Annotated in this window: 22 protein-coding genes; 13 read left to right on the top strand and 9 right to left on the bottom strand. The window is 61.8% G+C overall.

From position 1 onward, the window contains the following. Positions 1-113 precede the first annotated feature (113 nt). The 4 genes from ACP7B7_RS14040 to petA all read right to left on the bottom strand — a co-directional run bounded on the left by ACP7B7_RS14040 (position 114) and on the right by petA (position 3,670). A complete protein-coding gene (locus ACP7B7_RS14040; RefSeq protein ID WP_008443913.1) occupies positions 114-725 on the bottom strand; it encodes a glutathione S-transferase N-terminal domain-containing protein in 612 nt (203 codons plus the stop codon). Positions 726-845: 120 nt separating this feature from the next. Beyond that, positions 846-1,610: a cytochrome c1 gene (locus ACP7B7_RS14035; protein WP_308923429.1), complete on the bottom strand. Its 765-nt coding sequence runs from the start codon at positions 1,608-1,610 to the stop codon at positions 846-848. Positions 1,611-1,646: 36 nt separating this feature from the next. Further along, positions 1,647-3,059: a cytochrome b gene (locus ACP7B7_RS14030; protein ID WP_426077048.1), complete on the bottom strand. Its 1,413-nt coding sequence runs from the start codon at positions 3,057-3,059 to the stop codon at positions 1,647-1,649. Positions 3,060-3,061: 2 nt separating this feature from the next. Then, positions 3,062-3,670, bottom strand: a complete 609-nt coding sequence (petA, locus tag ACP7B7_RS14025) for a ubiquinol-cytochrome c reductase iron-sulfur subunit (protein ID WP_308923431.1) — start codon at positions 3,668-3,670, stop codon at positions 3,062-3,064. A 412-nt stretch (positions 3,671-4,082) separates the two neighbouring features. Here petA and mscL point away from each other — a divergent pair, with 412 nt between their 5' ends. The 4 genes from mscL to ACP7B7_RS14005 are packed head-to-tail and all read left to right on the top strand — an operon-like array spanning position 4,083 to position 6,816. Continuing rightward, positions 4,083-4,535: a large conductance mechanosensitive channel protein MscL gene (gene mscL / locus ACP7B7_RS14020; protein ID WP_308923432.1), complete on the top strand. Its 453-nt coding sequence runs from the start codon at positions 4,083-4,085 to the stop codon at positions 4,533-4,535. A 40-nt stretch (positions 4,536-4,575) separates the two neighbouring features. After that, a complete protein-coding gene (locus ACP7B7_RS14015) occupies positions 4,576-5,739 on the top strand; it encodes a Do family serine endopeptidase (RefSeq protein ID WP_308923433.1) in 1,164 nt (387 codons plus the stop codon). Between the two features lie 21 nt (positions 5,740-5,760). Beyond that, positions 5,761-6,456 carry a DUF2461 domain-containing protein gene (locus ACP7B7_RS14010; protein WP_426077047.1) on the top strand — a complete coding sequence of 232 codons (696 nt, stop codon included), beginning with the start codon at positions 5,761-5,763 and terminating at the stop codon, positions 6,454-6,456. 15 nt (positions 6,457-6,471) lie between these two features. Then, complete coding sequence (locus ACP7B7_RS14005; protein WP_308923435.1) at positions 6,472-6,816, top strand: hypothetical protein; 345 nt, start codon at positions 6,472-6,474, stop codon at positions 6,814-6,816. A 6-nt stretch (positions 6,817-6,822) separates the two neighbouring features. Here the strand turns inward: ACP7B7_RS14005 and ACP7B7_RS14000 are convergent, their stop codons facing one another. From ACP7B7_RS14000 to ACP7B7_RS13980, 5 genes are all read right to left on the bottom strand, one after another. Next, positions 6,823-7,860 (bottom strand): NAD(P)H-dependent glycerol-3-phosphate dehydrogenase, encoded by a 1,038-nt coding sequence (locus tag ACP7B7_RS14000; RefSeq protein WP_308923436.1) that lies wholly within the window; start codon positions 7,858-7,860, stop codon positions 6,823-6,825. A gap of 4 nt (positions 7,861-7,864) precedes the next feature. After that, a complete protein-coding gene (locus ACP7B7_RS13995; RefSeq protein ID WP_308923437.1) occupies positions 7,865-8,308 on the bottom strand; it encodes an SH3 domain-containing protein in 444 nt (147 codons plus the stop codon). A gap of 114 nt (positions 8,309-8,422) precedes the next feature. Beyond that, on the bottom strand, positions 8,423-8,893 hold the full coding sequence (gene secB / locus ACP7B7_RS13990) for a protein-export chaperone SecB (RefSeq protein ID WP_308923438.1): 471 nt from the start codon (positions 8,891-8,893) through the stop codon (positions 8,423-8,425). A gap of 171 nt (positions 8,894-9,064) precedes the next feature. Then, complete coding sequence (gene grxC, locus ACP7B7_RS13985; RefSeq protein WP_308923439.1) at positions 9,065-9,331, bottom strand: glutaredoxin 3; 267 nt, start codon at positions 9,329-9,331, stop codon at positions 9,065-9,067. Between the two features lie 43 nt (positions 9,332-9,374). Beyond that, positions 9,375-9,806, bottom strand: a complete 432-nt coding sequence (locus tag ACP7B7_RS13980; protein WP_308923440.1) for a rhodanese-like domain-containing protein — start codon at positions 9,804-9,806, stop codon at positions 9,375-9,377. A 105-nt stretch (positions 9,807-9,911) separates the two neighbouring features. Here ACP7B7_RS13980 and gpmA point away from each other — a divergent pair, with 105 nt between their 5' ends. The 9 genes from gpmA to gspK all read left to right on the top strand — a co-directional run bounded on the left by gpmA (position 9,912) and on the right by gspK (position 17,638). After that, entirely contained in the window at positions 9,912-10,658 is a 747-nt protein-coding gene (gene gpmA, locus ACP7B7_RS13975; RefSeq protein WP_308923441.1) for a 2,3-diphosphoglycerate-dependent phosphoglycerate mutase, read from the top strand. A gap of 77 nt (positions 10,659-10,735) precedes the next feature. Further along, on the top strand, positions 10,736-12,280 hold the full coding sequence (locus ACP7B7_RS13970) for a murein hydrolase activator EnvC family protein (RefSeq protein WP_426077081.1): 1,545 nt from the start codon (positions 10,736-10,738) through the stop codon (positions 12,278-12,280). 27 nt (positions 12,281-12,307) lie between these two features. After that, on the top strand, positions 12,308-13,810 hold the full coding sequence (locus ACP7B7_RS13965) for a S41 family peptidase (RefSeq protein ID WP_426077046.1): 1,503 nt from the start codon (positions 12,308-12,310) through the stop codon (positions 13,808-13,810). Next, entirely contained in the window at positions 13,807-14,580 is a 774-nt protein-coding gene (locus ACP7B7_RS13960; protein ID WP_426077045.1) for a HesA/MoeB/ThiF family protein, read from the top strand. Before ACP7B7_RS13965 ends, ACP7B7_RS13960 begins: the two co-directional genes overlap by 4 nt. 101 nt (positions 14,581-14,681) lie before the next feature. Then, positions 14,682-15,134, top strand: coding sequence for a type II secretion system major pseudopilin GspG (gspG, locus tag ACP7B7_RS13955; RefSeq protein WP_308923444.1), 453 nt, complete (start codon positions 14,682-14,684; stop codon positions 15,132-15,134). A gap of 11 nt (positions 15,135-15,145) precedes the next feature. After that, positions 15,146-15,631, top strand: coding sequence for a type II secretion system minor pseudopilin GspH (gene gspH / locus ACP7B7_RS13950; RefSeq protein ID WP_426077044.1), 486 nt, complete (start codon positions 15,146-15,148; stop codon positions 15,629-15,631). After that, on the top strand, positions 15,631-16,026 hold the full coding sequence (gene gspI, locus ACP7B7_RS13945) for a type II secretion system minor pseudopilin GspI (RefSeq protein WP_308923446.1): 396 nt from the start codon (positions 15,631-15,633) through the stop codon (positions 16,024-16,026). The genes gspH and gspI overlap by 1 nt, the downstream gene beginning before the upstream one ends. Continuing rightward, on the top strand, positions 16,026-16,673 hold the full coding sequence (locus ACP7B7_RS13940) for a PulJ/GspJ family protein (RefSeq protein WP_426077043.1): 648 nt from the start codon (positions 16,026-16,028) through the stop codon (positions 16,671-16,673). The genes gspI and ACP7B7_RS13940 overlap by 1 nt, the downstream gene beginning before the upstream one ends. Further along, positions 16,670-17,638: a type II secretion system minor pseudopilin GspK gene (gene gspK, locus ACP7B7_RS13935; RefSeq protein ID WP_426077042.1), complete on the top strand. Its 969-nt coding sequence runs from the start codon at positions 16,670-16,672 to the stop codon at positions 17,636-17,638. The genes ACP7B7_RS13940 and gspK overlap by 4 nt, the downstream gene beginning before the upstream one ends. Positions 17,639-17,644: the final 6 nt, after the last annotated feature.

Here is a 17,644-nt window from a genome sequence, read left to right as displayed (position 1 = left end):
CCAGAAAGCGTAGCGAGCAAGCCCGATATCGGCTTGAGTAACGCAGCCGTACTTTAGTACGGCGAGTAACGCCAAGTCGAGAGCGGGCTGCGCAGTAGCTTTATGGGGATATCTTAACGGCGCATGACCTTTTCTGATGGGGTCAGCGCTTCGATATACGCCGGACGCGAGAAGATGCGTTCGGCGTATTTCATCAGCGGCGCGGCCGTTTTCGACAGTTCGATGCCGTAGTGGTCCAGGCGCCACAGCAGCGGCGCGACAGCCACGTCGAGCATCGAGAATTCGTCGCCCAGCATGTACTTGTTTTTCAGGAACAGCGGCGCCAGCGTCGTCAGGCGGTCGCGGATTTCCGCGCGCGCCTTGTCGTGGCTCTTGTCGTTGCTCTTGGCGCGTTCGCTTTCCAGCACGTGCACGTGCACGAACAGTTCTTTTTCAAAGTTGAACAGCATCAGGCGCGCGCGGGCGCGCATCAGCGGATCGGCCGGCATCAGTTGCGGATGCGGGAAGCGCTCATCGATGTACTCGTTGATGATGTTCGATTCATACAGAATCAGTTCGCGCTCGACCAGGATCGGCACCTGGCCATACGGGTTCATGGTCGAAATGTCTTCCGGCTTGTTGAACAGGTCGACGTCGCGCACTTCGAAGTCCATGCCTTTTTCAAACAGGACCAGGCGGCAGCGTTGCGAAAATGGGCAGGTTGTACCCGAATAGAGAACCATCATTTTTTATAGTTCCTTAGAAACAAAGGGGGTGAAGCCGCGAACGGCTCACCCCAGGTCGCTTGTCCACTCATGCGGACAACGCAGAAACAGGCATTAACCGGCCTTCAGCCGGTGCCTCACTTATTTGACTTCCTTCCAGAACGACGCATTCAGGCGCCATGCCAGCAGAGCAAAAGCCGACAGGAACAGCAGTACCCAAACGCCCAGGCGCTTGCGTGTCTGTTGTGCCGGTTCGGCCATCCACTCCATGTAGCCGACCAGGTCGGCCACCGCAGTGTCATACTCGATCTTGTTCAACGTGCCTGGCTTGACTTGTTCGAAGCCGACAAATTTGTGGATTTTCTTGGCCGCATCATGCGGATCAGTCTCTTCCACGAACTTGGCAGTCTGGATACCTTGCAACTCCCATAACACATGCGGCATGGCAACATTTGGCACGACCATATTGTTCCAGCCGGTCGGCCGCGTGTCGTCTTTATAGAACGTACGCAGGTAAGTATACAGGTAGTCGCCGCCTGTGCCAGCGGAAGATGATTTCGCGCGCGAAATTACCGACAAATCCGGCGGTACCACGCCGAAAAAGGCCTTGGCATCCTTCGGCGCCAGCGCGGTGGTCATCAAGTCGCCCACTTTATCACCGGAGAACAACAGATTCTGCTTGATCTGGTCTTCTGTCAGGCCCAGGTCTTTCAGGCGGTTGTAGCGCATCGAGACGGCGGCGTGGCAATTGAGGCAATAATTGACGAACAGTTTGGCGCCATGTTGCAGCGCCGCCATGTTGGTCTGGCGATCAGGCGCCTTGTCCAGCGGAAAGCCGCCTTCGCTGGCCAGGGCCAGGGCGGGCACGAACGCCAGGATGGCGAGCAGTTTTTTTGCAATCTTCATTTGATGTATGTCCTTTGAGCGTGGCGTGGGATCGGCTTAGTGCGCGTGAAACGTCACACGCGACGGCACGGTCTTGAACTTGCCCATTGCACTCCACCATGGCATCAGCAGGAAAAAGCTGAAGTAAATCAGGGTGCACACTTGCGACACGATGGTCTTGGCGTCGGTTGGCGCTTGCGTGCCGAGGTAGCCGAGGATCAGGAACGACAGGCCGAAGATGGCATACACAATCTTGTGCCAGCTCGGACGGTAGCGGATCGACTTCACCGGTGAATGGTCGAGCCATGGCAGGAAGGCCAGGATCACCACCGAGCCGCCGAAGAACACCACGCCCCAGAATTTCGCATCGAGCACCTGTGGCAGCATGCCGACGATGGCCAGCAGGGCGATCACGGCGATCGCCGCCTTGACCTTGGTCGACAGGCGCGACTTGAGCCAGATAAACACCACGTAGGCGGCGACGGCGCCCATCAGCACGTACATGAAGTCGGCCGTGGTGGCGCGCAGCACCGAGTAGAACGGCGTGAAGTACCAGGTTGGCGCGATGTGCAGCGGGGTCTTCAGCGAGTCGCCCGGCAGGAAGTTGTTGTATTCGAGGAAGTAGCCGCCCATTTCCGGCGCAAAGAACACCACCGCGCTGAAAATTACCAGGAAGATCGACACGCCGAACAGGTCGTGCACGGTGTAGTAAGGGTGTGACGGGATCGAATCGAGCGGATGGCCGTCGGCGCCCAGGGTTTCTTTTACCTCGATGCCGTCCGGATTGCTGGAGCCGACTTCGTGCAAGGCGATCAAGTGCGCCGCGACCAGGCCCAGCAGGACCAGCGGGATGGCGATCACGTGGAAGGCGAAGAAGCGGTTCAGGGTGGCGTCGGACACCACGTAGTCGCCGCGGATCCACAGCGACAGGTCAGGACCGATGAACGGGATCGCGCCGAACAGGTTGACGATCACCTGGGCGCCCCAGTACGACATCTGGCCCCATGGCAGCAGGTAGCCGAAGAACGCTTCGGCCATCAGGCACAGGAAGATGGCGAAACCGAACAGCCAGATCAGTTCGCGTGGCTTGCGGTAGGAACCGTACAGCAGGCCGCGCGTCATGTGCAGGTAGACGATGATGAAGAAGGCCGAGGCGCCGGTCGAGTGCATGTAGCGCACCAGCCAGCCCCATGGCACTTCGCGCATGATGTATTCGACCGAATTGAAGGCCAGCGCCGCATCGGGCTTGTAGTGCATGGTCAGGAAGATGCCTGTGACGATCTGCAGCACCAGCACCAGCATCGCCAGCGAGCCGAAGATGTACCAGAAGTTGAAGTTTTTCGGGGCGTAGTATTTGCCCCACTGATCGTTCCACAGCTTGGTCAGGGGAAAGCGGTCATCGACCCAGCCCAGCGCTTTTTCGGCGGCCGGGGCATCGGCCGGGAATTTGGTTTCTTTGAAAGCAGCCATGATCAAGCCTCGCCTTTCTCGTCTTTACCAATCACCAATTTGGTGTCGCTCAAGTACATGTGGCGCGGCACTTGCAGGTTGTCCGGCGCCGGCTTGTTCTTGTACACGCGGCCGGCCATGTCGAAGGTGGAGCCGTGGCAAGGACACAGGAAGCCGCCTTCCCAGTCATCGGGCAGGGAAGGTTGGGGACCGGGGGTAAATTTCGAGGAAGGCGAGCAGCCGAGGTGGGTACAGATACCGACCGCGACGAGGATTTCAGGTTTGATGGAACGCGCTTCGTTCATGCAATACGAGGGCGTGAATTCGGCGGGATTGCGTTGCGAATTGGCATCGGCGACCTTGCCGTCGGTTTTCTTCAGCGACGCGATCATTTCCGGCGTGCGCTTGAGGATCCAGACCGGTTTGCCGCGCCATTCGACGGTGCGCATTTCGCCGGGCTGCAAGGTGGCGATGTCTACTTCGACCGGCGCGCCTGCGGCTTTCGCTCGCTCCGACGGCTGGAAGGTGCTTACCAAGGCTCCCGCGGTTGCCAACCCGACTACACTGCCCGCCGCGCACGTGGCGACGAGCAAGCCGCGGCGGCCTGAATCGACCTGCTTTTCGTTACTCATGCAAACCCCAATCAGTCAAAATGCGAATCTTTATTATGAATGGCAGCCGCGAAACATCCGTCGCCGAAGCGCTTTCCCACTGTTTGCCAGCCTGCGTCTCTTTGTACGCTAACGTGGCAATATCCCTGCGGAACTTCGGTCAATGGCGCAGCCTGTACCATTTTCTTGTTAATCGCCACAGGGCAAAAAAGCCCCTGCTGGCAACCGCAAATTATAAGTGAAGCAAACAACGAATAAAACCAAAACGTTGCTTGTACCATAATTTATATACTTTTGCAGGGAGTGGCTAGTTCTTTCGAACTAGAAAGCTTGAGGCGCACCGGAATGCTGCGACCGCACATGCAAAATCTCGCTGCAAATGGAATCAATAGTATGATCGTCATGTTTTTTATACATTCCGAAGGAGAAAAAAATGGCGATGATGAAAGAATTTAAAGAGTTTGCAATGAAGGGCAATGTCGTCGACCTGGCGGTCGGTGTCATCATCGGCGGCGCCTTCGGCAAGATCGTCGATTCATTGGTGCAAGACGTCATCATGCCGCCGATCGGCCGCATTTTTGGCGGCCTCGATTTCGCCAATTACTACCTGCCCCTGAATGGCCAGGCCACCACCATGACCCTGGTGGAAGCGAAGAAAGCCGGCGCCGTGCTGGCCTATGGTAACTTCATCACCATCTTGCTCAACTTCATTATTCTGGCCTTTATCATCTTCCAGATGGTCCGCCTGATGAACAAGGCCCGCCGCGCCCATACGCCGCCGCCGGCGCCGGCCGCGCCACCGGTCACGCCGGAAGACATCATGTTGCTGCGCGAGATACGTGACTCGCTCAAGGGCGCACCAAAAAACAACGATCTGGCACAATAAGCCGTTCCGGCAATGGGCCGGCTGACCTGGGTGGAGTTTTATGCGACGTTTCTGGTTGTTGTTTGCGCAAACCGTGACCATCGCGCTGGCGCTGTACTTCGTGTACGGCGCATTGCGCCCGGCCAGCCGGGTCCAGCAGCTGGGCTCGCCCGCCACGCCGATCCCGGTGGTGGAAACGGCGTCGAGCAGCCTGGCGCCCGGTTCCTTCCGCGATGCGGCGGCGCGCGCCATGCCGGCGGTGGTCAACATCCTGACCACCCAGGCGCCCAAGCGCGGCAGCCACCCCCTGATGCGCGACCCCTTCTTCAAGCGCTTTTTCGGCGAACGCACGCCGGACATGGAGGAAGAGGGCGGCGCGATGAAAAACAGCCTCGGCTCGGGCGTGATCGTCAGCCATGAAGGCTATATTCTCACCAATAACCATGTGGTCGAAGGCGCCGACGAAATCGAAGTCGTGCTGACCGACGGGCGCAAGGCGCCGGCGCAGGTGGTGGGCCTGGACCCGGAAACGGACCTGGCCGTGATCAAGGTCAAGCTCGACAAGCTGCCGGTGATCGTGCTGGGGCAGTCGGAGCAGGCGCGCGTGGGCGACGCCGTGCTGGCGATCGGCAACCCCTTCGGCGTGGGCCAGACGGTGACCATGGGCATTATTTCCGCCCTGGGCCGCAACAACCTGCATATCAACAGTTTTGAAAACTTTATCCAGACCGACGCGGCCATCAACTTCGGCAATTCGGGCGGCGCCCTGGTCGACACGCGCGGCAATTTGATCGGCATCAATACCGCCATCTATTCGCAAAGCGGCGGCTCGGTCGGCATCGGCTTTGCCATTCCCGTCTCGACCACCAAGACGGTGATGGAAGCGATCATCAAGAACGGCCACGTGGTGCGCGGCTGGATCGGCGTGGAAACCCAGGATATCACCAAAGAGCTGGCCGAAAGCTTCGGCCTGCAGCGCAGCACCGGCGCCATCATTGCCGGCGTGGTGCGCGGCGGCCCGGCCGACAAGGCCGGCATCAAGCCGGGCGACATCCTGCTCAACGTCGACGGCAAGCCGGTCGGCGACACCACCGAAATGCTGAACCTGATCGCCCAACTGCCACCGGGTGAAAAAGCTAAAATGACGGTGCTGCGCAAGAGCCGCGAGGCGGCGCTCGACGTGGTGGTGGGCAAGCGTCCCATCCCCAAGGACCTCAACAAATAGCCGCGAATCGGAAACTGACACATGCATGTGCGTGATTTGACCCAATTTTTACGTGAACTGAGCGAAAACAACAACCGTCCCTGGTTTGTCATGAACAAGCCCCGTTACGATATCCTGCGCGAGGAATTCCTGGCGCTGGTGACTTCATTGATTGCCGAACTCGGCAAGTTCGATCCGGCCGTGAAGTTCTGCAATCCCAAGAAAGCCATGTTCCGCATCAACCGCGACGTGCGCTTTGCGCATGACAAGAGCCCGTATAAAACGCGTTTCTCGGCGGCGATCGCGCCGAACGACATGCGCCGTCCCAGCAAGGCCGGCGGCCCCACGTATTATGTGCAGATCGATGGCCACGGCAACATGCTGTTCGGCGCCGGCGAATACATGCCGCCGCCAGGCCGGCTGAAGGCGCTGCGCGAGCATATGGTCAACGATGCGCCAGGGTTTGCCAAAGTGCTCAAGAATAAGCGCCTGAAGGCCCGCTTCGGCACCATCCAGGACGAGGGTAAATTGCAGCGCCCGCCCAAGGGTTTTGACGCCGACGCAGAGCATATCGAATTCATCAAGTTGAAAAGCTTTTTTGTCTGGAGCGAGCTGCCGTTGCCCTTGAACGATCCGGACCAGTTGTTGTCGATGATGGCGGAGGGATTGAAGGATGCCTATCCGCTGGTGCAATGGATGCGCAGCGCCAAAGAAGAGCTAGAGGAAGCGGCCGACTAACACGACTGGGAGCAGATGATGGCACTTGAGCATGCAAAGTCAGGACAGGTAATCACGGTGCAGCACGGGGACGGGCACGATTTGTCGCAGTTTTCCGCCATCGCGCTGGCCAAGACGGACGAGCTGGAACTGATCCGCATGTGCATGCCCAAGGGCAAGACCATGCCGGAGCATCATGTGTTGGGGGAAATCACCCTGCTGTGCCTGCAAGGCCAGGTAGCGCTCGACGCCCACGGCAGCGTGCAGCTGCTGGGGCCGGGCCAGATGGTGTATTTGAACGGCGGCCAGGCCCACGCGCTCGAAGCGTGCGAAGACAGCCTGTTATTGCTGACCATCTTGATGGCCAAGGCCGGCCGCTAAGCCTGCTTATACCCGGTTGGCTTCGTCGCGCGGATCGCGCGCCAGCAGTTGCTGCACCATTTCCTGCGGCAAGTCGCCATCGAACAGCACGCCGGCCACCGCATTGGTGATCGGCATCTCGACCTGCATGCGCTGCGCCAGCTCGCGCACGGCCTTGGCGCAGGGCACGCCTTCGGCCACATGGCCCAGCTCGGCCACGATGGCGGGGAGCAGCTTGCCTTGCGCCAGCCCCAAGCCGACCCGGCGGTTGCGCGACAGATCGCCGGTGCAGGTGAGGATCAGGTCGCCCATGCCGGTCAGGCCCATGAACGTTTCGGTCTGGCCACCCAGGGCCGTGCCCAGGCGCGTGATTTCGGCCAGGCCGCGCGTGATCAGCGCGGCACGCGCGTTCAAGCCCAGGCCCAGGCCGTCGGCCACGCCGGTGGCGATCGCCAGCACGTTTTTCACGGCGCCGCCCACTTCCACGCCCACCAGGTCATCGCTGGCATAGACGCGGAAATTGCCGCCATGTAAGGCCGACACCACGCAGGCGCGCAGCACCGGGTCGTGCGAGGCGATGGTCAGCGCGCACGGCAGGCCGCGCGCCACTTCCTGCGCAAACGACGGCCCGGACAGGGTGCCGCCGGCGACCTTGCCGCCGAGGATATCCTGGACGATCTGGTGCGGCAGCAGGCCGGTGCCGTTTTCAAAGCCCTTGCACAGCCACACCAGGTTGGGAATAGACTTGTGTTTCAGTTGCTGCAGCAGCGGGCGCAGGCCGGCCACCGGGCAGGCGGCGATCAGCAGCGCCTGTTCGCCGCTGGCGTGCGCGACGGCCGCGTCGAAATCGGCACTGATCGCCAGTTGTGGCGGCAGCGCAAAGCCGGGCAAATAAGGGTTCTCGCCGCTGGCGGCCATGGCGGTCATGGCGTCGGCGTTGCGGCCCCACAACATCACGTCGTGGCGGGCGGCCAGCGCCATCGCCACCGCCGTGCCCCAGGCGCCGGCGCCGAGGATGGTGATGCGGCGGCGTGCGCCGGCGGCATTGCTGTCTTGAACGGTCATGTGCTTACAGACCCCACACTTCGCTGGTCTTGACGTAGCCGGTCTGGCCATCCTTGTGGCGCACCTTGATCCAGCCGCTGCTGGGCTGTTCGCTCATTTCCAGCAGCACGCCCTTGTCGAGCAGCAGCACCGCCGACGAGGTGTCGTCGGGACTGGCGCGCACTTTCAGGTTGGCGGCGCGCGCCACCAGGTTGCGTTTGGCGGACAGGCCCTTGGCCTCGGTCCAGGCCATTTCGCCGCTGGCGTCGCGGACCTTGACCCATTCGCCGTAGCTGAGCACGACTTCGAGCGGCATGCCGCGCGGCGCCACATACAGCTTGCCGCCCTTGGCGGACGGCGCGTCGTACAGGATCACGGGCGCCGCGCCCACGGTCTTGAAGTCGACGGCGTGGCTGGTGGCGGTGGCCAGCAACAGCATCGCGCCTGACATCCAACGGAATTTGCTCATGACCGTACTTTTCAACATGATGTTTGGTGAACCTTGAATGAAACACGGCGGCTTGAATAACCGAGCCGCCGTGTCGGGCCAACCCAGGACGGGGTGGCGAAGTGATACTGAAACTTAGTTGATGGTTTCGTTAGGTGCTGCTGCTGCGGCGTCAGCAATCGCTTGCAGACGTTGCTGGTAGAACACTTCGAAGTTGATCTCGGCCAGGTGCACTGGCGGGAAGCCGGCACGGGTGATCACGTCGGCGATGTTGGCGCGCAGGTAAGGGTAGATGATGTTCGGGCAGCCGATACCCAGCAGCGGATCGAGTTGATCGGCAGGGATGTTGCGTGCTTCGAAGATACCAGCTTGCTTGCCTTCAACCAGGAAAGCGACTTTTTCGCCAACCTTGGCCGTCACGGTGATGGTCACGGTGGCTTCAAAGATGCCGTCGGCCAGCGGCTCGGCGCCCACGTCCAGCGCGACTTCGATGGCCGGCGCTTCTTGTTCCAGGAAGATGGCTGGGGAATTCGGTTGTTCCAGCGACATGTCTTTCAGGTAGACGCGTTGGATTTGGAAGACTGGTTGCAGATTTTCGTCAGACATGGAACGCTTTCGTTGTAATGGACAAGAACGGCACACCGTTCAAATAGGGTGCATGCAAATACGGTGCTTGCGGCAAGCCGCGCCGGATAGGCGCAACGTGCAGGGGTGCGAGGGCAATTGTATCAAAACAATACCGCCAAAAACCAAGCAATTTCTCGACCCCACTTTATATCAGGTTGCCGTGCCATTTAACAAGGGGTCCAGCTTGCCGGCTTGATCCAGCGCATACAGGTCATCGAAACCACCGACATGGGTGTCGCCGACATAAATTTGCGGGACGGTGCGGCGGCCCGTGCGTTCCATCATTTTGACGCGCTCGGCAGGATCGAGATCGACGCGCACCTTTTGCACGGTCACGCCTTTGGCTTCGAGCAAGCGCTCGGCGCGGATGCAGTATGGGCACACGGCGGTGCTGTACACGATTACGGGGACGGACATGGTGTTCTCCTTGTGTGATTGCTCGGTGGCAAAGTGGCGGGCCTTATTTGGCCAGCGACGGTTTGGCCAGCGACAGCGTTTTCAACGGCAAGCCTTGCTTGGTCCATTCGTCGATGCCGCCTTCCAGGCTCGTTGCTTCAGCGAAACCAGCTTTGGTCAGCGCCGCAACCGCGGTTGCAGAGCGCGAGCCTTTCTGGCAAACCACTACAATGGGGCGTGTTTTGAATTTTTCCAGCTCGCCCATGCGTTTTGCCAGTTCTGCCACTGGAATATTTTTCGCGTCCGGCAGGTGACCCTTGGCGAATTCGTCCGCCGTGCGCACGTCGACCACGATGGTCTTGCCACGATTGATCAACTGGGTCACTTCGAGTACGGTGGCGCGTTTGCCGCGCATCGACAGCAGTGGCCAGAGCAGGGCGCCGCCCGACAGGATGACGATGGCAAACAGAAAAATATGGTCGATAATGAATTTCACGAAGTGTCCAATGGTTTAAGTCAATGCGCGCATTATAAAATAGAAGCCGGAACAGTTCTTTTTTACCTTTGCTTTTTTGATTGAAACCTTTTAGAAGATAGAACCATGTACAAAATCGTTTTCATGCGTCACGGCGAGTCCACCTGGAACCTCGATAACCGCTTCACCGGCTGGACCGACGTCGATCTGACGGCCAAGGGCATCAACGAAGCCAAGGCCGCCGGCCAGATCCTGAAAGAAGAAGGCTTTACTTTCGACGTGGCCTATACCTCGGTGCTCAAGCGCGCCATCCGCACCCTGTGGCTGGCACTGGACGAAATGGACATGATGTACCTGCCGGTGAAGAACGACTGGCGCCTGAACGAGCGTCATTACGGCGCCCTGCAGGGCCTGGACAAGGCGGAAACGGCCGCCAAGTATGGCGACGAGCAAGTATTGGTCTGGCGCCGCAGCTACGACACGCCGCCGCCTGCGCTGGAGGAAAGCGACGACCGTGCCTCGTTCAACGACCCACGCTATGCGGGCTTGCCGAAAGCGTCGATCCCGCTGACCGAATGCCTGAAGGATACCGTGGCGCGCGTGATGCCGGCCTGGGACGAGGAAATCGCACCGGCGATTCGCGCTGGCAAGAAGATCATTATCTCGGCCCACGGCAACAGCCTGCGCGCCCTGATCAAGATGCTGGATGGCATCAGCGACAGCGACATCGTCGGCCTGAACATCCCGAACGGCCAGCCGCTCGTGTATGAACTGGACGCGGACCTGAAACCGATCCGCCATTACTACCTGGGCGACCCGGCAGCGATTGCGGCGGCCCAGGCCGCCGTGGCGAACCAAGGGAAGGCCAAGTAACTTTGCAGTCTTTCTTCCGTGGCACAGTGATCGCCCCCTCTGCTGAACGTCCCCTGCCGGCCTGGCGTGCCGGCGCCGTGTTGTGCCTGGCGCTGCTGCTCTCTTGCGGCGCCGCGCATGGCGCCAGACCCACCGAACGCAGCAAGCAGAAGGCGGCCGCGGAATTGCAACGTGCCGGCCTGCAGCAAAAGCTGACGGCCCTGAAACGCGACATCAGCCAGACCGAAAGCGCCAAGGACGACGCGGCCGATACCCTGGCCGAGTCGGAAGAGGCGATCTCCAACGCCAACCGCGCCCTGCGCGACCTGGCGCAGGAGCAAAGCGAGACCAGCGTCAAGCTCAATGCGCTGGGCAAGGAACACCGCGAGCTGACGGCGACGGTGGAAAAACAAAAAGGACAATTGTCGAAATTGCTGCGCGAGCAATATGTCGCCGGCAATGAAGACCGCATGAAGCTGCTGCTGTCGGGCGACAATCCGAACCGCATCAACCGCGATCTGCAACTGATGGCCTATGTGTCGCAGGCGCAGGCGCGCCTGCTCGAATCGCTGCGCGCGAACTTGCTGGCGGTGGAAAAGAACCAGGCCGACGTGCAGAACGCCAAGGATGAGCTGGAAGAGATCGCCCAGGAAGAGCGCGACCAGAAAGTCGTGCTGGAACAGGAAAAGGCACGCCGCGCCAGCATGCTGGCCAATCTGTCGCAGCGCCTGGTGGCCAAGCGCAAGGAAGCGGGCAGTGTCGAGCGCGACGAGCAGCGCATGGGCAACCTGGTCGACAAGCTGGCCAAGCTGATCGAAGAGCAGGCGGCCGCGGCCGCCGCTGAAAAGAAACGCCAGCAATTGCTGGCAGAACAACGCGCCGCTGCGAAAGCGGCCGCCGCCGCCAGGGCCGCCGAGGAAAAACGTGAGCGCTTGCTCGCCGCGCGCGCCAAGGTGGAAGCCCAGGCGCAGGCACGGGCGCAAGCGCGCGCGCTGGCCGAACGCGAACGCCTGGCCAAAGAACAGCAGAGCAAATCGGGCAAAATCCAGCCGCAAACCCAGCCGCAAACCCAGCCGGTCCCGGTCCCGGTCCCGGTCCCGGCGCCGCCGGTGAAACTCGAACCGATCGACAACGACGAGCCGCCGCAGATCGCCAAGGTCGAGCCGAAGCCGGAGCCAAAACCGGAACCGAAGCCGGAGCCGAAACCCGAGCCGGCCCGCCCGACCCTGGCGCCCGCGCCACCGGACGGCGCCTTTGCCAGCCTGAAAGGGCAGTTGCGACCGCCCGTGGCCGGCCGCATCGCGGCCCGCTTTGGCAGCAAGCGCGGCGATGGCCCCACCTGGAAGGGCGTGTTCATCAAGACCGGCGAGGGCAGCGACGTGCATGCCGTGGCCGCCGGCCGCGTCGTGTTTTCGGACTGGATGCGCGGCTTCGGCAACCTGATCATCGTCGACCATGGCGGCCAGTACCTGAGTATTTATGGCAATAACCAGTCCTTGCTGAAACGCGCCGGCGACAGCGTCAGGAGCGGCGACGCGATTGCCAGCGCGGGCAACAGCGGCGGCAACGAAGAATCGGGGCTATACTTTGAGCTACGCCATCAGGGCCGTGCCTTCGATCCCGCCACCTGGGTCAAGTTTTAAGTACCACTTGCAGATTGCGAATCACATATGGGCATCAAAGTAAAAAGTATAGGCTTGATCGGCGTGGGCCTGCTGGCCGGCATCGGCGCCACGCTGCAGTTCCCGGCCATCGCCCAGAAGGTCGGCGCACCGCTGCCGCTGGACGAGCTGCGCCAGCTGTCCGACGTGTTTGGCCTGATCAAGAGCGATTACGTTGAAAAGGTGGAAGATAAAAAACTGCTGTCCGAAGCGATCGCCGGCATGGTGTCGTCGCTGGACCCGCATTCCGTCTACCTGGACAAGAATGCCTTCAAGGAAATGCGCGAAAGCGTGCAGGGCAAGTTTGTCGGCATCGGCATCGAAGTGAGCATGGAAGACGGCTACGTGAAAGTGGTCTCGCCGATCGAGGACAGCCCCGCCGCCAAGGCCGGCATCGCCGCCGGCGACGTGATCACCCGCCTCGACAACGTGCCGCTCAAGGGCTTGCAGTTAGATGAAGTCATCAAGCGCATGCGCGGCCAGCCGAACAGCAAGCTGGTGCTCACCATCTCGCGCAAGGGCGACAGCAAGCCGCTGGTGTTTCCCATCGTGCGCGAGGAAATCCGCGTGCAAAGCGTCAAGGCCAAGATGGTCGCGCCCGGTTACGCCTGGCTGCGCATCGCCCAGTTCCAGGAACCGACCGTCGACGACATGGTCAAGAAGATCAACGCCCTGTATGCGCAGGACCCCAAGCTCAAGGGCCTGGTGCTGGACTTGCGCAACGACCCGGGCGGCGTGGTGCCGGGCGCCATCGGCGTCTCGGCCGCCTTTTTGCCGGGCGATTCCGTGATCGTGTCGACCAGCGGCCAGTTGCCGGAATCGAAACAGGTGTTCTATGGCCGGCGCGAGTTTTACGCGCCGCCGGGCGCCAAGACCGACCCGCTGGCCAAGCTGCCGGCCGCGCTGAAAACCGTGCCGCTGGTGGTGCTGGTCAATGCCGGTTCGGCCTCGGCCTCGGAAATCGTCGCCGGCGCGCTGCAGGACTACCAGCGCGCCACCGTGATCGGCACCCAGACTTTCGGCAAGGGTTCGGTGCAGACCTTGCGCCAGCTGACGGCCGACACCGCCGTCAAGCTGACCACGGCGCGCTACTACACGCCGAAAGGGCGCTCGATCCAGGCACGCGGCATCGTGCCCGACATGCTGGTCGATGAAACGGCCGACGGCGACGGCTGGAACAGCCTGCGCGTGCGCGAGGCGGACCTGGAAAAACACTTGAACAGCGACGACGGCAAACCGGAGGCGGCCGCGCCGACCCTGGGCACCGTGCAAAGCCAGCTGGAAGAAGAGCAGCGATTGATCGCCACGGCGAAAAAGCGCAAGCCGCTCGAATACGGCGCCAAGGACGATTTCCAGTTGCAGCAGGCGCTGAACCACTTCCAGGGCCTGCCGGTGCAATTGTCCAAGGCGGGCGCCAGGCCGGACGCCAAGGCGGTCAAGATCAGCGACAAGCCCGAGATCAAGTCCGATATCAAGGCGGAAGACAAGAAGATCCCCGTCCAGAAACCGTGAACGACGACCAGCTGCTGCGCTACTCGCGCCATATCCTGCTGGACCAGATCGGCATCGAAGGCCAGCAGGCCTTGCTGGATGCGCAGGTGCTGGTGATCGGCGCCGGGGGGCTGGGGTCGCCGGCCGCCATGTACCTGGCCGCGTCCGGCGTGGGCCGGCTCACGCTGGTCGATGACGACACGGTCGACCTGACCAACCTGCAGCGCCAGATCGCCCACACCACGCAGCGCGTCGGCCAGCCCAAGGTTGTTTCGGCGCGTAGCACGCTGGTGGACATCAATCCTGACATCGAAGTCATCGCCTTGCAGGAGCGCGTGAGTGGCGCGCGCCTGGCCGGGCTGGTGGCAGGGGCCACCGTGGTGCTCGACTGCACCGACAATTTCGCCACCCGCCACGCCGTCAACCGTGCCTGCGTGGCGCACAAGGTGCCGCTGGTGTCGGGCGCCGTGATCCGCTTCGATGGCCAGGTCAGCGTGTTCGATCCGCGCACGGGCACGCAGCCATGTTATTCCTGCCTGTTCCCGCAGGATCAGCAGTTCACCGACGAAGCCTGTTCCACCATGGGCGTGTTCGCGCCATTGGTCGGCGTGGTCGGCAGCATGCAGGCGGCCGAAGCGCTCAAGCTCATCATGGGCATCGGTGCGTCGCTGGCCGGGCGCCTGCTGCTGCTCGACGGCCTGCACATGGAATGGAGCAGCATGCGCGTGGCGCGCGACCCGGCCTGCCCGGTATGTGGCGATGAATCTGCCCACTGCGCCTTGCCGATTTGAACACGCCGGTATAAATTTTCTTAAATTTTCCCTGTATGACAGGCTTTGTCATATTTCGGCTTTATACTCTGCACTCCACTGACCTACTTCTCTCTCTTCTTATGCAAAACGCAGCAACCCGTTCGATACCGCAGCGCCGCGCGCGCGGCTTCACGCTGATTGAAATCATGGTGGTGGTGGTGATCATGGGCATCCTGGCCTCGCTGGTGGTGCCCAAGCTGATCGCCCGCACCGGTGAATCGAAGGTGGCGGCGGCGAAAGTCGACATCGCCACCGTGATGCAGGCATTGAAACTGTACCGCCTGGACAACCAGCGCTATCCGACCACCGAGCAGGGCTTGCGCTCGCTGGTGGAAAAACCGACCGTCGGCCCGGCCGCGAATGGGTGGAAGGCGGGCGGCTACCTGGAAAAAATGCCGAAAGACCCATGGGGCAACCCTTACCAGTATTTGTCGCCGGGCCTGAAGGGCGAAGTCGACATCATCTCGCTGGGCGCCGACGGCCAGCCTGGCGGTAGCGGCGACGACGCCGATATCGGCTCCTGGGACCAGTAAGCTCTTATTTCATGCCTGCCATGAGTGCCAAACGCCAGTTGCGCCAGCGCGGCTTCACGCTGATCGAACTGCTGGTGGTGATGGTCATCATCGGCATCACGCTGGGCCTGGTGTCGCTCAACGCCATGCCGAACGGCCAGCAGGCGCTGCAAAAAGAGGCCGAACGCATCGCCCTGCTGCTGCAGCTGGCGCGCGATGAAGCCATCGTGCGCAGCCGGCAGGTGGCGTTCGAAGCCGATGAAAACCAGTACCGTTTTTTGGTCCTCAATGAAAAGCTGTGGCAAGCCGTGACGAAGGATGATTTGCTGCGCGAGCGCAGCTTCGCCAATACGCCGATGCTGCTCAGCGTGCAGCCGTCGACCAGCGCGGCCCAGCCGCTGCGCATCGTGTTCGGCCGCGAGCCGGTCGACAAACCGTTCGTGCTGACCATGTCCAGCGGCGAGCGCAGCGTGTCCATCCGCGCCGACGGCATCGGCCACTTCACGGTCGAGCAATAATGACATTCTTCCCACCCCGCCCGCAGTTGTGTGCATCGCAGCGTGGTTTTACCCTGCTTGAAGTACTGGTGGCGCTGGTGATCGTCGGCACCGCGCTGGGCGCGTCCTTGCGCGCCGTCGGCAGCCTGACGCAGAACAGCGATGGCCTGCGCAGCGCCATGATGGCCACCTGGTCGGCCGAAAACCATCTGGTGCGCTTGCGGCTGGAGAAAAAATTCCCGCAGACGGGCAAGCGCACCGAGGATTGCCCGCAGGGCGACCTGAAACTGATTTGCGAGGAAGAAGTGGTGGCCACGCCGAACCCGCGCATGCGCCAGGTGCGCGTGAATGTCTATGACGCGCAGTACCCGGCCCGGCGCATCGTGCGCCTGGTCCTGTTGTCGTTCAACGACTGATGGCGCGCCCACGCTCCGCCGCCGGCTTCACGCTGATCGAGCTCCTGGTGGCGATCGGCATCCTGGCCATGGTCGCCGTGCTGGGCTGGCGTGGCCTGGACAGCATCGTGCGTTCGCGCGAAGTGCTCAACGCGCAGCTCGAGCAGTCGCGCGGCATGCAGCTGACCTTCGCGCAGATGCAGAGCGATTGCGACCACCTGGCCGGCGCCAGTTCCGTCAATGCGGCAAGCAATACCCTGCTCAATGGCCGCGCCAACCTGTCGGCCGAGATAGACCGCCTGATCCTGGTGCGCCAGGCCGCCTCCGAGCAGCAGCCGCAGCAGCTGCAAGTGGTCACCTACCGCCTGGTCGGCGGCGTGCTGACGCGGCGCGAGTCGAATGGCACGCGCGACCTGGCCGTGCTCGACACCCTGTGGCAGGCGGCGCGCGACGACACCGATAGCGGCAATGCCAACGTGGTGCTGCTGCGCGGCGTCGACAGCATGGCGATGCGCGGCCAGCGCAAACTGACCAGCAACGCGGCGCCCGACTGGATCACCCTGGCCGCCGGCAGCAAGACCGACGACCTGGCCGGCCTGGAAGTGACCTTGCAACTGCCGGGCCAGGCCGCCGGCCTGTCCAAAGTCTTCTTGCTGGGGCCGGGATGAAGCCGTTTCATATGCCCACCCGCCAGCGCGGCGTGGCCGTCATCACGGCCCTGCTGCTGACGGCGCTGGCCATCACGGTGGTGGCCAGCCTGTTCTGGCAGCAGCAGGTGCAGGTGCGGTCGATGGAAAACCAGCGCCAGCGCTTGCAGACGCAGTGGGCCATGCGCGGCATGGTCGACTTTGCCCGCTTCTGGCTGCGCCAGGACAATCCGTCCCTGACGGCGACGGACGGCGTCTGGGCCACGCCGATCGAGGAAGCGCGGTTAGACGATTACGTCGACCGCGAAAAGGTCGAGATGGAAAAATTCGACGCCACCGTCTCGGGCCGCGCGCTCGACGCGCAGGCGCGTTTCAATCTAACCAACCTGGTCGATATCACGGGTGCGCCCAATCCCGGACAGCTGCAGGCCTACCAGCGCTTGCTGGGCAACTTGCAACTCGATAGCGGCCTGGCGCGGGCCACGGCCGACGCAGTGGTGCGCGCACGGCCCAAGGCGCGCGCCGCTAACGACAACAGCGACAGGAAAACCGACACCGGTACCGGCGGCAGCAGCGAGCCGGTGGCCATGACGCAGATCGAGGATTTGCTGGCGATACCGGGCTATACCCCGCAAGTGATCGAAAAGCTGCGCGATTACGTGATCGTGCTGCCGCAGGTGACCCCCGTCAACGTCAATACCGCCTCGGCCGAAGTGCTCGCTGCCGTCACCGACATGTCGGTTTCCGAAGCGAGCGCGCTGACACTGTCGAATCCGCGCAAAAAGTTTGTCGATACGGGCAATTTCAAGAATAATATTAATGGCAAGAATGTGATCGACGGTGTGGAGATCGATGTGAAAAGCCAGTACTTCCTCACCGTGATCCGGGTGCGGCTGGACCGCGCCGCGCTCGACGCGCAGGCGCTGGTGTGGCGCCAGCCGAACCCACAGCGCACCACCAGCCTGGTCTGGTTGCGGGAAAATTAAAACCTG

Source organism: Janthinobacterium sp. PSPC3-1 (genome assembly GCF_049896105.1).
In the GTDB taxonomy this organism is placed as follows: Bacteria; Pseudomonadota; Gammaproteobacteria; order Burkholderiales; family Burkholderiaceae_D; genus Janthinobacterium.
This window is presented reverse-complemented; position numbering and strand designations above follow the sequence as displayed.